Source organism: Halostella litorea (assembly GCF_004785955.1).
Lineage (GTDB): Archaea > Halobacteriota > Halobacteria > Halobacteriales > Natronoarchaeaceae > Halostella > Halostella litorea.
The window spans coordinates 440,327-454,606 of record NZ_ML214300.1 but is presented as its reverse complement, the minus strand read 5'-3'; the positions used below and the strand labels follow the sequence as shown (position 1 = coordinate 454,606).

General features: G+C 68.9%; 13 protein-coding genes. 6 read left to right on the top strand and 7 right to left on the bottom strand.

Features of this window, described 5'->3' with window-relative positions; all coding sequences use genetic code 11:
• The first annotated feature begins 26 nt into the window (after window positions 1-26).
• The 4 genes from EYW40_RS02335 to EYW40_RS02325 all read left to right on the top strand — a co-directional run bounded on the left by EYW40_RS02335 (window position 27) and on the right by EYW40_RS02325 (window position 6,802).
• Window positions 27-3,422: a thermonuclease family protein gene (locus tag EYW40_RS02335; protein WP_135820010.1), complete on the top strand. Its 3,396-nt coding sequence runs from the start codon at window positions 27-29 to the stop codon at window positions 3,420-3,422.
• A 52-nt stretch (window positions 3,423-3,474) separates the two neighbouring features.
• Window positions 3,475-4,287, top strand: coding sequence for a hypothetical protein (locus tag EYW40_RS19485; RefSeq protein WP_161973148.1), 813 nt, complete (start codon window positions 3,475-3,477; stop codon window positions 4,285-4,287).
• 56 nt (window positions 4,288-4,343) lie between these two features.
• The gene (locus tag EYW40_RS02330) at window positions 4,344-5,150 is read left to right on the top strand and encodes an RIO1 family regulatory kinase/ATPase domain-containing protein (RefSeq protein ID WP_135820009.1); all 807 of its coding nucleotides are present in this window, start codon (window positions 4,344-4,346) and stop codon (window positions 5,148-5,150) included.
• Between the two features lie 116 nt (window positions 5,151-5,266).
• Window positions 5,267-6,802 carry an aldehyde dehydrogenase family protein gene (locus EYW40_RS02325; protein WP_135820008.1) on the top strand — a complete coding sequence of 512 codons (1,536 nt, stop codon included), beginning with the start codon at window positions 5,267-5,269 and terminating at the stop codon, window positions 6,800-6,802.
• 349 nt (window positions 6,803-7,151) lie between these two features.
• Here the strand turns inward: EYW40_RS02325 and EYW40_RS02320 are convergent, their stop codons facing one another.
• The 4 genes from EYW40_RS02320 to EYW40_RS02305 all read right to left on the bottom strand — a co-directional run bounded on the left by EYW40_RS02320 (window position 7,152) and on the right by EYW40_RS02305 (window position 8,955).
• Complete coding sequence (locus tag EYW40_RS02320) at window positions 7,152-7,952, bottom strand: nitrilase-related carbon-nitrogen hydrolase (protein ID WP_135820007.1); 801 nt, start codon at window positions 7,950-7,952, stop codon at window positions 7,152-7,154.
• Window positions 7,949-8,383 carry an SRPBCC family protein gene (locus EYW40_RS02315; RefSeq protein WP_135820006.1) on the bottom strand — a complete coding sequence of 145 codons (435 nt, stop codon included), beginning with the start codon at window positions 8,381-8,383 and terminating at the stop codon, window positions 7,949-7,951. Before EYW40_RS02315 ends, EYW40_RS02320 begins: the two co-directional genes overlap by 4 nt.
• Window positions 8,384-8,488: 105 nt before the next feature.
• Window positions 8,489-8,713: a DUF7123 family protein gene (locus tag EYW40_RS02310; RefSeq protein ID WP_121822064.1), complete on the bottom strand. Its 225-nt coding sequence runs from the start codon at window positions 8,711-8,713 to the stop codon at window positions 8,489-8,491.
• A gap of 59 nt (window positions 8,714-8,772) precedes the next feature.
• A complete protein-coding gene (locus tag EYW40_RS02305; RefSeq protein WP_135820005.1) occupies window positions 8,773-8,955 on the bottom strand; it encodes a DUF7525 family protein in 183 nt (60 codons plus the stop codon).
• 88 nt (window positions 8,956-9,043) lie between these two features.
• Here EYW40_RS02305 and EYW40_RS02300 point away from each other — a divergent pair, with 88 nt between their 5' ends.
• Both EYW40_RS02300 and EYW40_RS02295 read left to right on the top strand, forming a co-directional pair.
• Complete coding sequence (locus tag EYW40_RS02300) at window positions 9,044-10,039, top strand: LEA/WHy family protein (RefSeq protein WP_135820004.1); 996 nt, start codon at window positions 9,044-9,046, stop codon at window positions 10,037-10,039.
• A 130-nt stretch (window positions 10,040-10,169) separates the two neighbouring features.
• On the top strand, window positions 10,170-10,598 hold the full coding sequence (locus EYW40_RS02295; RefSeq protein ID WP_135820003.1) for a DUF7528 family protein: 429 nt from the start codon (window positions 10,170-10,172) through the stop codon (window positions 10,596-10,598).
• A 125-nt stretch (window positions 10,599-10,723) separates the two neighbouring features.
• Here the strand turns inward: EYW40_RS02295 and lrpA1 are convergent, their stop codons facing one another.
• The 3 genes from lrpA1 to EYW40_RS02280 form a co-directional block, all read right to left on the bottom strand.
• A complete protein-coding gene (gene lrpA1, locus EYW40_RS02290; RefSeq protein WP_135820002.1) occupies window positions 10,724-11,152 on the bottom strand; it encodes an HTH-type transcriptional regulator LrpA1 in 429 nt (142 codons plus the stop codon).
• Window positions 11,153-11,307: 155 nt separating this feature from the next.
• A complete protein-coding gene (locus EYW40_RS02285; RefSeq protein WP_135820001.1) occupies window positions 11,308-12,243 on the bottom strand; it encodes a thiamine pyrophosphate-dependent enzyme in 936 nt (311 codons plus the stop codon).
• Between the two features lie 3 nt (window positions 12,244-12,246).
• Complete coding sequence (locus tag EYW40_RS02280) at window positions 12,247-14,145, bottom strand: 2-oxoacid:acceptor oxidoreductase subunit alpha (protein ID WP_135820000.1); 1,899 nt, start codon at window positions 14,143-14,145, stop codon at window positions 12,247-12,249.
• Window positions 14,146-14,280 lie beyond the last annotated feature (135 nt).

The following is a 14,280-nucleotide window of genomic DNA, read 5'->3' as shown; positions in this document are numbered from 1 at the left end:
ATCACGTCGCCTGACACGTTTCGCCCGTGAGGCGACGAACCTTCCTCGCCACGCTCGCCGCCGCCTCCGCAGGCGGGACGGCCAGCGCGGCGCTCGATACGACGGCGTCCCGATACGCAACCACCATCGCCGACCTCGCGTTCGACTCGACCGGTTCGCTGCTGAACGGCAGCGAGCAACCGCTCACCGACGACTCGGTGGTCGCGGTGTGGGCCGAGGACGCGGCGTCGATATCCGACGCCGACGGCAACGGCGACGCGGTCAGCTACCCCGACGGCACGCCTATCCCGCTGGTCGGCGTCGACGGGTCGGTCGCCGGCTTCGGCACGATGCTGGTCGACGACGACCAGGACTTCGCGACCGGGAACGAGGAGTTCGTCCTGAACGTCTGGGACGACCTGGCCGGCAGCGGGACGGTGCTCTGGGACGAGGGCCACGGCCAGTTCTACGACCTCGCGTCGTTCGGGCAGTTCGAGTCCTACGCCGAGTCGAACGGCTACGACGTGCAGGCGACCGGCGACCTGACGGCCGACCTCGACGGGGCGAGCGCGGTCGTGATCACGTCGCCCTCCAACGCCTTCTCCGACGCTGAAATCGACGCGCTCACGTCGTTCGCCAGCGGCGGCGGGGCCGTCTTCCTCCACCACCAGTCCGACTTCGACAACTACGACGAGACGGCGAACATCAACGCCGTCGCCTCGGCGCTCGGCGTCCCCTTCCGGTTCAACGACGCGCAGGTCGTCGACGGGACGAACAACGCCGGCGTCGAGTACGTCCCCACGACCGGCCAGTTCAACGATAGCTTCCCGTACTTCGAGGACCGCGAGGGGATCGCGACGGGGCCGGGGCTCGACCCGAGCCAGCGCTACACCGTCGACGTCGTCTCGGTCGCCGACGGCGACACGTTCGACGTCGAGTTCGAGGACGGCACGCAGGAGACGGTCCGCGTGCTCGGGGTCGACACGCCGGAGTCGGCCAGCGCGGCGAGCGCGGAGCGCCCCGAGGAGTGGGAGGGACTGAGCTACGACGAGACGACGAGCGGCGTCCGTCCCGTCTCCGCGCTGTCGTTTTACTCCGGGACGAGCCTGATCGCCCCCGACGGGTCGCCCTACACCGACGGAGCGACGACGGCGGTGCTGGCCCCCGAGGGATCGACGATCAGCGACGCCGACGGCAACGGCGACGCCGTCAGCTACCCGGACGCCGACGTCCCGCTGGCCGCCGTCGACGGGAGCGTCGCGGCGGTCGGCTCCTTCCTCGTCAACAACGACGGTCTGGATTCGGACGGCTCGAACTTCGTCCTGAACGTCTGGGACGACCTGACCGGGGGCGACGCGACGGTCGCCTGGTACGACAACGGCCAGTTCGACGGCTTCGACAGCTTCTCGGACTTCGTGAGCAACGCCGAAGGGGCCGGCTACTCGGTCTCGGCGGTCGACTCGCTTGACGGCACCCTCTCCGACGTCGACCTCGTCGCCTGCAGCCAGCCACAGCAGCCCTCGGACGCCGAACTCGACGCGCTCGCGTCGTTCGTCGACGACGGCGGGGCCGTCTACGTGACGGGGAAGTCCGACTTCGATGACCACGACAAAACCGCGGCGTCGAACGCAATCCTCGAAGCGGCCGGCGCGCCGTTCCGGTTCAACGACGCGCAGGTCGTCGACGGGAGCGGGAACTTCCAGTTCGATACCTCGCGGTTCGACACCTCGTTCCCGTACTTCGGCGGGGGCGGCGGCTCCGACGTCGAGTACCCCTACCTCGTCGAGTGGGCCAACGAGGCGACGTCGTTCGCCGAGTCGGCGCTCTCCGGCGCGACCGTCGACATCTACTTCGACGAGAACGAGGGACTCACCGACCCGTACGGTCGCGTGCTCGCGTACGCCGACTACGACGCGTCCGGCGACGGCAACCGCGACACGACCTACAACGCCCGGCTGATCGAGGACGGGCTGGCCCGGTCGTACGGCTCGACGCTCGCGCGCCACGACGAGTTCTGGCAACTGGAGAACGCGGCTCGGACCGCGGGGCGCGGCCTCTGGGCCGAGAGCGACATCTCGAAAGCGGCCACGGTCCGCAACGGCCCCGTCGACGAACTCTTTTTCCCCGACGCCGCTGCGGTGGCGAGCGCGGACGGGTCGCTCGACGGCCGCGCGCCGGTCGCCGCGGGGGACGGCACCCCGCTGGTCGGCGTCGACGACGCCGCGAACGTCGCGCTCGTCGGCTCGCCGTTCGTCGACGAGAGCTACGAGGCCGCGGAGGGCTTCGCCGTCGACACCAGCGGCTACGGGAACTTCGCGTTCCTGTCGAACCTCATCGACCACCTCTCCGAGCGCTCGGGCGACGTGTTGATCGACGGCGGGCACGGCCAGTTCGGCGTCGACTACGCGCTCTCCGGCGAGGACGCCGCCTACTACCAGCGCTACCTGGAGGGCGTCGGCCTGAACCTCGAACAGGTCAACGATTCGTACGAGTCCCGGCTGGCCGACGCCCGGGCGGTCCTCGTCACGACGCCCGCGTCGGCGTTCGCCGCCGAGGACGTGACGACGCTCACCGAGTTCGCCGCCGACGGCGGGGCCGTGATCCTGCTCGGGAGCGCCGCCGCGCCGAGCGAGGCGACGGCCAACCTCGACGACCTGGCGTCGGGCCTCGGCACCGACCTCCGCCTCGGCGGCGGCGTCACGGACAGCGGTTCGAACGTCAACGGGGAGCCGTCGATCCCCGTCACCTCCAACTTCGATAGCTCCTTCGGCCTGTTCGACTCCTACGACCCGAGCACCGGCGGCGACGGCGGGTCGACGCCGACGCTGTCGGTGACGTTCCCCGAGAACGGGGGCGTCGGCGGGACCGTGCCCGCCGAGCTATCCCTGTCGAACGCGCCCGAGGGCCTCGCCGGGTTCGACGTGACGGTGACCGTCGACGACACCGGCGTCGCCGCCATTGAGGACGCGACCCTGGCCGACGCGTTCCGGGCCGACGTGAGCGAGGTGTCGGTCGCGGACGACGGCTCGTCGGTGACGCTGGCGGCCTCCGACATCGACGACCAGGTCGAGAGCGGCGCGAGCGACGTGGGACTGGCGACGCTCACCGTCGCGCTCAACGCCGAGGGGTCGACCGGCGTGACGCTGCAAACGGACGCGCTCGACGCTGACGGCGGCGCGGCCATCGATGCGGCGACCGACACCGGGACCGTGACGGTGTCGTCCGTCGGCCGCGTCGGCGACAACGACCTGCCGACGGACCCGGACGGCGACGGGAAGTACGAGGACCTGAACGGCAACGGCGAACTCGACTTCGACGACGTGGTCGTGTTCTTCGACCACCGCGACGACGACGCCGTCGCGAACAACCCCGGCGCGTTCGACTTCAACGGCAACGGACGGGTCGACTTCGACGACATCAACTCGCTCTTCGATGAGGTCTGAACGCTCGACCCGCCGCGGTAGTCGGCCCGCCCGGCGCTGGCTGGTCGTCGCGATGGCGCTCGGAGCGGTCGCCGCCGCGCTCGTCGCCCCGGTCGGGGCCGCGAGCGGCCCGACCGTCGTGGCCGACGACGCGACCGTCGAACGCGGCGAGCGGGCGACCGTCGGCGTCTCGCTGACGGGCACGCCGGACGGCGTCGCCGGGTTCGAGGTGATCGTCCGGGTCGCCGACGGCGACGCCGCGACGATCACGGGCGCGGAGACCGGCGACGCGTTCGGGTTCGGCGAGACCGAAGTCATCGACGGCGGCGACGCCGTCCGGATCAAGGCGGCCGACGTGAACGAGACCGTCGGTCCCGGGGACGGCGCGGTCGCGCTCGGGTCCGTCACCCTCCGCGGGGAGGACGTCGGCGACGCCGCCCTCTCCGTCCGGGTCAGCCGGATCGACGACGACGGGGGCGAGCGGGTCGCCCCCGACACGGAGTCCGGCACGCTCTCGGTCGAACGGGACGGCGAGCGCGGCGGCGACGACCCGACGTCGCCCTCGGACGGCCGGTCGTCGACCACGGACGCGCCGACGACCCCCACTACGGATCGGCCGACCGACGACGGACCGTCCACGACCGTCCCGGCGTCCCCGACCGACTCGGAGACTCCGACCGACGGGGCCGGGACCACCGAACCGACGACGACGGCGAGCACGTCCGCGACCGTCGCCGACGGCGGGACGACCGCCGAGACGGCGACCGGGACGGGCGACGGAACGGCCGACGGCGGCGGCGAGAGCGACGGCGGCGGCATGGACGGGTTCACCGCCCTCGTCGCGGTCGCGGCGGCGGTCGTCGCCCTCGCAACCCGGCGACGGTAGCCCGACCCGGCGGCCGTCCGCGGACATTTATGCCGGTGGGTCGCCTTCGAACCGCCATGGAAGTGCGCGACCTCGTCCGCGGGACCGTCGACTGGGAGGCCACGGAGGCGGTCGCCCGCGAGATCGCCACCCGCGCCGGTCGCGACGAGGTCCGCATCGAGTTCCTCGACGCCGACAACTGGCTGTCGACGCCCTGCGTCGTCGACGAGGAGTGGTTCGTGAAGATCGTCTCCAAGCAGAACGCCTTCGTCCACGCCGTGTTCACGACCGGGCGCAACCTCGGCGCGGTCACCAGCGGCCGCGAGGGGTTTTTCGACCACGTCGGCAGCCCCCTGGAGATGGCCCAGCGGGAACTCGCCGCGACCGAGCGCATGCGGGAGATCGGCGTCCGCGCGCCCGAGCCCGTCGAGGCGTTCGAGGTCGACGGCCTCGGCGTCCTCGTGCTGGAGTACCTGGAGGACTTCCGGACGTTCGACGACCTGGACGCCGCGGCGGCCCGCCGGCTGACGCCGGACCTCTTCGACAACCTGCGGCGCATGCACGACGACGGGCTGGCCCACGGCGACCTCCGCGGCGAGAACGTCCTCGTCAAGGACGACGAGGTGTACTTCATCGACGCCACGAGCGTCCGCGAGGACGGCATCGCCGACGCGCGGGCCTACGACCTGGCCTCGGCGCTGGCGACGCTCGAACCGACCCTCGGTACCCGGACGGTCGTCGAACTGGCGCTGGAGGCGTACTCGCCGGGCGACCTGCTCGCCGCCCGGGAGTTCCTCGACTTCGTCAACGTCCGCCCCGACCACGACTTCGACGCCGAGCGCCTGAAAGGGGAGATAGAGCGGGTGGCCGAGGCGAGCGGGTGAACGCCGCCCGTCGCCCGCCGACCGGCGTCCGGCGGCGCGGGGGTCGACCCGCGGCCGGTCACCCGGCGGCGGACTAGATGATTTTTTAATTGTGGCCCTTCCAATTTTTGCCAGGCATGAGTCACCAGACCGACGGCGGCACCTACCGCCACTACATCGCCGGCGAGTGGACCGACGGCGAGGGCACGGAGACGTTCGAGAGCACGAATCCCGCGACGGGCGACACGTTGGGCGAGTTCCGGCGGGGCACAGAAACCGACGTCGACCGGGCGATGGCCGCCGCCGACGACGCCTTCGAGGAGTGGCGCGAACTCTCCCGCATCGACCGCGCCGAGTACCTCTGGGACATCTACCACGAACTCCGCGACCGACACGACGAACTCGGCCAAATCGTCACCAAAGAATGCGGCAAGGAGATCAGTGAGGGCAAGGCCGACGTCACCGAGGCGTGGCACATGGTCGAGTGGGCCGCCGGCGACGCACGCCACCCCAAGGGCGACGTCGTCCCCAGCGAGATCCCCGAAAAGGACGCCTACATGCGCCGCAAGCCCCGCGGCGTCGTCGGCTGCATCACCCCCTGGAACTTCCCCGTCGCCATCCCCTTCTGGCACATGGCCGTTACCCTCGTCGAAGGAAACACGGTCGTCTGGAAGCCCGCCGAGCAGACCCCCTGGTGCGGTCAGGTCATCGCCGAAATGTTCGAGGACGCCGGCATCCCCGACGGCGTGTTCAACATGGTCCAGGGCTTCGGCGACGCCGGCAACGCCATCGTCCAGGACGACCGCACCGACACCGTCCTCTTTACCGGCTCCGCGGAGGTCGGCCACCAGATCGCTGATACCGTCGGCGGCACCCCCGGCAAACTCGCCGCCTGCGAAATGGGCGGCAAAAACGGCATCATCGTCACCGAACAGGCTGACCTCGACATCGCCGTCCATTCGGCCGTCATGTCCAGCTTCAAAACCACCGGTCAGCGCTGCGTCTCCTCCGAGCGCCTCATCGTCCACACGGACGTCTACGACGAGTTCAAGGAGCGCTTCGTCGAGATCGCCGAAGAGGTCGCCGTCGGCGATCCCCTCGACGAGGAGACGTTCATGGGACCGGCTATCGAACCCGACCACGTCGAGAAGATCCACAAATACAACGACCTCGCACAGCAGGAGGGCGCGAACGTGCTCGTCGACCGCGCCGAACTCGACGACGACGAAATTCCGGAGGGCCACGCGGAGGGCAACTGGGTTGGCCCGTTCGTCTACGAGGTCGACTACGACGAGGACCTGCGCTGCCTCAAAGAGGAGGTGTTCGGCCCCCACGTCGCCTTAGTCGAGTACGAGGGCGACATCGAGCGGGCGGTGGAGATCCACAACGACACGCCGTACGGCCTTGCTGGCGCGGTCATCAGCGAGGACTACCGCCAGATCAACTACTACCGCGACCACGCGGAAGTGGGACTGGCGTACGGTAACCTGCCGTGTATCGGTGCCGAAGTCCAGTTGCCGTTCGGCGGCGTCAAGAAGTCCGGCAACGGCTACCCGAGCGCCCGCGAAGTGATCGAGGCCGTCACCGAGCGCACCGCCTGGACGCTCAACAACTCCACCGACATCGAGATGGCCCAGGGCCTCTCTGCCGACATCACCACTCAGGACGACTGAGCGGCTATCTTCCCGTGGGCGGCCCTCGGTGCGGTCGGCGTCAGCGCGGTCGGCGGCCCACGGTCGAGTACGCTGTCGACCCGTACCGGTCGGCCGACTCGGGGAACCAACGCCGAAACCGCTGGACGAGACGCGGAGCCACCGCTCGGGCGAACTGGGTCGGAAAGGACGAGGACGGAAATACGGTCGGGACGCCCCGGACCGGAACCGCCCGGGCGGTTCCGGATGTGATGTGGACGCGGACGCGAGCGCGACGGGTTTTGCCAGCGCGACGTGAAAAGCGTCGGCCGCTGGCGTTCGTCGTTACGACGCGGAGACGAATAAAGCCACCGGGCGCGGCCCGGCCGCCCTACCGCCGGCGGTCCCGCAGCGCGGGGAACTCCTCGCGGACCGCCGCGACCGTCTCGGCGTCGACCTCAGCGGTGACCAGCGCGGCGTCGTCGTCGCTGCTCGACAGCGGCGTCCCCCACGGGTCGTAGACGGTCGAGCGGCCGAGCAGTTCCGCGTCGTCGAAGCGCCCGCTGCCGTTTATCGTGGCGACGTAGAACTGGTTCTCGACGGCGCGGGCCCGCGAGAGCGTCTGCCAGTGTTCGACCCGCGGGTAGGGCCAGGCCGACGGGACGAGCGCGAGCGTCACGTCCTCGGCGAACGCCCGGTACAGTTCGGGGAACCGGAGGTCGTAGCAGGTCGTGACGGCGACGGTGTGGCCGTCGAACTCGGCGGTCGGGACGCGCTCGCCGGGGACGAGTAGCTCGTTCTCCGCGGACTCGTAGCCGAACAGGTGGTGCTTGCGGTAGACGAGCCGGCGCTCGCCCGACCGGTCGAACAGGACGGCGGTGTTTGCCAGCCCCTCGTCGGCCGGCGTCGGCGCGCGCTCGGTCTCGCCCAGGTCCTCAACGATGCTCCCGGCGAGGACGCCGACCCCGTGTTCGGCGGCGGCGTCGGCCATCCGGGTCAGCGTCTCGCCGCCGAGCGGTTCGGCGCGCCGGTGGTACAGGTCGAACGCGAAGTAGCCGACGTTGAACACCTCGGGGAGCGCGACCAGGTCCGCGCCCGCCGCCGCGGCCGACGCGACGGCGCGCTCGGCCCGCTGGACGTTCCCCTCGACGTCGCCGGCCTCGATCCGGATCTGGGCCAGCGCGACCTTCACGCCTCGACCCCCAGGTCGGCCCGGAGCGACGCTTCGAGGTTGTCGAGTTCAGTGTCCAGGTTGCGCTTGAAGAAGCGCTCGACGCCGGGGAGGCGGCCGTCGACGACGAACGTGTTGTGCAGCTCGCAGCCGGTCTCGGTCTCGCGGATCTCGTGTTCGCCCGTGACCCGCATGACCTTCGACCGGCCGACGAACTTCACGAACCGCGGCGGGTCGCGCTCGACGTCCTCGGTCCGGACCGTCGCGGTCCTGTCGAGCAGCGGGACCGGCAGGTCGACGTGCCAGGTCGCCTCGGTGCCGTCCTCGCTCTCGAGTTCGAAGTCCGAGACGACGCTGATCGAGCGGGCGCGTTTCTCCGGGTCGGAGATGAACTCCCAGACGCGCTCCGGCGGCACGGCGAACTCGAACGTACGCTGGACCCGGACTGTCATGCTACGAACTCCGACCCGGGAGAGTAAAAGTCCGATGGAACGCCACCCACCGGGTAAACGCGTTGCCGCGGCGACGCGAGCGACTGGCGGCGGTGGCGGCCGCGGTTAGCTCCGCGTGACCTTCCACGTCGTCGAGCGTGCGCGGCCCCACTTCTCGATGTCGACCTCGTCGCTCTTCTCGGCGAGCCGGGGGAGACGGACGCCGACCTGTTTCGCCGAGAGCTCGATGGCGTCGGCGATGTTTTTGGCCCGGAAGTACTGCTCGCCCCGGGAGACGCTCTCGCTGAGGTACGCGAGGATGCGTCGTTCCTCCTCTGTGTAGTCAGTCATCGTCTTCGGGCGTGTATACGGCGCTGACACGTATAACCATTTCCGTGGACGGGGCGAGCTTACCAGTACACGTGGATGTACGCGACGGCCAGCGAGGCGAACAGCACGGCCGCCCCGAAGCCCCACGCGGCGGCCCGCCCGGGCGCGCCGAGGTACATCCCGACCGTGCCCGCCACGGCCAGCAGCGAGAACAGCATCGCGAACCCGATCCCCTTGTCCGACGCGACGGCGTCAGTTGCCATACCCCGTGATTCCCGCGGCGGGGACTTATATCGTTCGTGTCCCGGGCCGCCGCCAGCGCTAAGCCGGAGCCGACCGTTCCCCCGGCCGATGGACGGGCAACGCGTCAAGGCGGCACTGGTCGGCAGCAAGCTACGGATCGTCGCGACGGCGCTCGGCGCGCTGGTCGTCGCCGTCGGGGCGGCCGTCGCGCTCGGCGTCGTCGGCGTCCCGACCGTCGAGAGCGTCGACAACGAGTTCGGCGAGGTCAACGACACGACGACGGTCGTCGTCACCGACCTCACGGTGCACAACCCGAACCCCGTCGGAACCGGCTTCCTCGACGCCTCGGCGACGTACACGGTCCGGATGAACGACGTGCGGATGGCGGAAGGGGAGAAACGGAACCTGAACGTGCGGCCCGGCGAGAACGAGATCCGGCTGGAGACGTACATGGACAACCGGCGGATCCCCGACTGGTGGGTGAGCCACATCCGCAACGGCGAGCGGACCGAGGTGGCGATAGACGCCCGGATCCGGTCGGGAATCGTCGGGCGGAGCGTCCCGGTCGAGCAAACGCAGTCGATCAACACGAGCATGATAGCCCGGTTCAACTCGACGGAGACCCGGGAGATCGATGGCGACAGCCCGGTGCTGTCCGACCCGATGCTGTACGTCAACGAGACGCGCGGCTCGTGGGGCAACGTCACGGAGGCCGAGACGCCCGTAAACACCGCGTTCGTCGCGTACAACCCGAAGCGCGTCCCCTACACCGTCACGCAGATCCGCTACGAGATCACGATGAACGGCGTCACCGTCGGCGAGGGGACCAGCGACCGCGAGTACGTCATCGAGCCGGGGACGTCCGAGGAGATAGCGACCCGCACCGCGATCCAAAACGACCGGCTCGACGACTGGTGGGTCACCCACCTGCGGAACGACGAGCGGACCGAACTTCGTATCGAGTTCGCGGCGACGGTCGAGGCCGAGGACCCCACCTCGCTGACGGGCGAGACGGTGTCGCTCGACGTGCCGCTGAACGCCATCACCCACGAGGAGACCATCGAGACGGACATCCTCGGGAGCGAAAACGAAAGCGCGGCCTGACGCCGACAGAGTTTTGAGGGTGCCGTCACCATGTACGGCTACATGACACGGAGTACCCAGGCTCCTGATCGAGTTCTTCTCCGGCGATGAGGTAACGGTATCGACGACGCAGGGCGGCCAGTCGGTCGTAGTGCAGGTCGACGGCGACGAACACGAGCTAACCCGTAGCGACGCGGTTGCGCTGCGCGAGGCCATCAGCGACGCCGTGACCGAGACCCGGGAGTTCTTCCGGACGGCCGGCACGTACCGCGAGGACGGCTCCTACGAGGTGAGCCGCCGCGGCGCGGACTCGTCGGGCAACGCCAAGGTGTTCGACAGCTTCGACGCCGTGTGCCGCCTGTACGACCGCCTGCCCGGAACGTTCTCCGCGGACGACGTGGAGCACACGGGCATCACGGGGTCGCGAAAACACATGCTGGTCCGGCACTTCGCCGAACACCCCGCGTTCGACTGCGAGATCGAATCGCGGAGCCCGCTGACCGCGACCAAGGTCGGCGACGACGCGGAGCCGCCGGACGAGCGCGCCGAAGCCACAGGGCCGAGCGCGACGGCCGACTGACGCCGTCCCGCTCCCGGTTCGAACCACCCACAGCCGCGGAACCGACAGCCACGGATCCGCCGGCCGCCGTCCGCACTCAGTCGCGACGGCGCGCACGAAGCCGTCGCGCCGGCGGTGCGGCCGTTCTACTTGAGCCGTTCCTGGAGGAACGACGGGTGGGCGGCCGTCACGCCGTCGATGGCGAGGATGTCGTCGCTGATGATCGTCCCCAGTTCGTCGCCGTCGGCGGCCCGGACCTCGGCCATCAGCATGTGGTCGCCGCTGGAGGTAAACAGCGCCTCGACCGCCGGCAGGTCCTGCAGTTGCTGGGTCGCCTCGACGTAGCGCTCGCTCTCGACGTCGATGCCGACCATCGCGATGCTCTGGCTGGAGAGCTTCTTCGGGTCGACGTCGGCGGAGTAGCCGACGATGACGCCCTCCGACTCCAGTTTGTCGATGTACTTCCGGACGGTCGGTTTGGAGACCTCCGCCCGGTCCGCGATCTCCGCATACGAGGCCTGAGCGTCCTCCTCCAGAACGGAGAGAATACGGTCTTCCGTGGACTGCGTACTCATGGGAATATGTTTTGGTCCAACTGAAAAATATCTTTTGAACCCGAAAAGGGTCTGTGGGCGGACATCACTTCGGTGAAATAAAGGCAAGAAACGCGCGACAGCGGCGGGTCGCCGCGGTCACCCGGTCGCCGTCGGCGGGCGGCCGGGCGGTTCGTTCACTTGTGGCGCTCGAGCAGGTCCGCGCTGCGCTCCCACTCGTAGCTGTCGTCGAAGTACCGCTCGGCGAGGGGTTCCTCGGGCATCTCGCCGATGGCCTGCTTTTCCTCCTGGTAGGACGGGCGGTCCTCGTCGACGTAGTACCGGCCGGTGAGCACCGTACCCTCGTAGAGGAGGTCCTCGGTCTCGTGCATCATCTCGGCCGCCTCGCGACGGTCCGTCACGTCGTGGTCGTAGTCGTCGCTGTCCTGGATGTCGACGTACGGGACGTACTGCTTTGCGTCCTTGTTCCAGGTCGGACACTGCGTGAGGAAGTCGATGTGCGCGAAGCCGTCGTGTTCGATGGCCTCCGCGATGATCTCCTTTGCCTGGTTCGGGTTGACGGCGGCCGTCCGGGCGACGTAGGACGCGCCGGAGGTCAGGCTGAGCGACAGCGGTCGGATCGGCGACTTGGCGCTGCCCGAGGGCTGGGTCTTGGACTTGTGACCCTTCGGGCTGGTGGGCGAGGTCTGGCCCTTCGTCAGCCCGAAGATCTCGTTGTTGAACACGATGTAGGTCATGTCGTGGTTCTCCCGGGCGGTGTGCATGAAGTGGTTCCCGCCGATGCCGTAGCCGTCGCCGTCGCCGCCGGCGGCGATGACCTCGACGCCGGGGTTGGCGAGCTTGGCCGCGCGAGCCACGGGCAGCGAGCGACCGTGGATCGTGTGGAAGCCGTACGTGTCCAGGTAGCTGTTCAGCTTGCCCGAGCAGCCGATGCCCGTACAGACGAGCGTCTCGTCGGGCGTGCGGCCGACCTCCGGGAGCGCCTGCTTCAGCGCCTTCAGGACGCCGAAGTCGCCGCATCCCGGGCACCACGTCGGCTGCGGTTCGAGGCCGGGCGTGTACTCGTCTCGGTCGATCTCGCGGTCGTCACCGATCGCGTTGAATGCGCTCATTGTTTAGTCACCTGCTGCGGGTTCGATCCGGGTACCGGTCGCCAGGTCCTGGCCGCCCTCGTCGATCTGCGACTGGAAGCCCTGAACGATCTCGGCCGGCTCGAACGGGTTGCCGTTGTACTTGAGGAGGCTGGTCATCTTGTCGCCGTAGAGGCCCAGTTCCTTCTGGGTGAGCCCGCGGAACTGCGCCGTGGCGTTCATCTCGACGACGAGCGCCTCGTCGACGCTCTCGAGGAACTCGGTCATCTCGGCCTCGGGGTACGGCATCATGTCGCTGACGCCGACCGACTTGACGGAGTAGCCGGAGTCGTTCAGCCGGTCGACGGCCTCCTCGACCGCGCCCTGCTGGCTCCCCCAGGTGATGATCCCGTAGTCGGCGTCGTCGGGACCGTGGTACGTCTGCTGGGAGTCGTGTTCCTCGTTGAGTTCCTCCCGGATGGATTCGAGCTTCTGCATCCGTCGGTCCATCTGGAAGACGCGGTTCTCGGGGTCCTCGCTGATGTGGCCCGGCGGGTTGTGCTCGTTGCCGGTCGCGAGGTAGCGGCCGCCCTTCTGTCCGGGCAGGGAGCGCGGGCTGACGCCGTTGTCGGTCTCGTGCTGGAAGCGGTGGAACTTGCCCGAGGCGTCGTGGGCCGCCTCCGCGATCTCCTCCTCGGTCAGGACGCTGCCGGGGTCCGGGTTCGGCTCGCGGTCGAAGAAGCTCGCGTCGAGGTTCGTGTTCTCGCCGGAGAGCTTCTGGTCGAAGATGACGATGGCCGGGATCTGGTAGTCGTAGGCCATCTTGAACGCCATCCGCGTCTGGTCGTACGCCTCGGCGACGGTGCCGGGGGCGAAGACGACGCGGTTGGAGTCGCCCTGGCTGCTGTAGAGGACGTGTTCGAGGTCGCCCTGCTCGGGCTTGGTCGGCATCCCGGTCGAGGGGCCGGCCCGCATCGCCTCGACGAGGACGATCGGCGTCTCGGTCATCTCGGCGAGGCCCAGTGGCTCGCTCATCAGGGCGAAGCCGCCGCCGGAGGAGCCCGACATCGACTTCACGCCGGCGTGGCTCGCGCCGACCGCGAGCGCCGCCGCCGCGATCTCGTCCTCGACCTGCTCGGAGATGCCGCCGAACTTCGGCAGGTTCTGGGACATGATCGTGAACACGTCGGTCCACGGCGTCATGGGGTAGCCGGAGATGAACCGGCAGCCCTCGTCGAGCGCGCCGTAGGCGATCGCGTTCGACCCGGAGAGAAGCACCTGCTCCTCCTCGTGGTCGCCCGTGGGGACGCGCAGGTCGTGTTCGAACTCGTACTCGTCCTTGACGTGGTCGTAGGCGTCCTGCAGGATCTGGAGGTTCTGTTCGAGGATGTCGCCGCCCATGGCGTCCTCCATCAGGTCCTCGATGTGCTCCAGGTCCATGTCGAGCAGCGCCGCGGTGACGCCGACGCCGGCCGTGTTCCGCATGACCTCGCGGCCGTGTTCCTTGGCCATGCCGCGCAGGTCGATGTCGAACACGTGCCAGTCGTTCTCCTCGACGCGCTCCTGGAAGTCGGGGATCTCCTCCTCGGCGTCGAGGAGGCCGGCGTCGTACACGATGATACCACCCTCGCGGAGTTCGTCCAGGTTCTCCGTCAGCGGCTTCGTCTCCTCGTTGCCGTAGTAGGCGTTCTCCTGCGGGTTCCGTGCGAAGGAGTCGCCGAGCGCGAGCAGACAGTTGTAGCCGTCGCCGCGGGATTTCACCTCGTCTTCCGCGGCCCGGATCTCGACGTACGTGTGGCCGCCGCGGATGCGCGAGGGGTAGTGGCGATGCGTGAATACGTTCAGCCCCGAGCGCATCAGGGCCTTCGCGAAGTTCTGGCTCGTCGAGTCGATCCCGTCTCCGGAACCGCCAGCGATTCGCCAGATGAGTTCGTTGTCAGTCATAGTTGCAGGTCCCGGGCCCTGTGGGTGTGGGCCACGACTATTGCAACATTTGGCTACACCCGGACTAAAGCCTTTGCTATCCATTAACAAGGAACTATTGTGAGGAACCGCCGTACAGAGTAGTCGTCCCGTGGG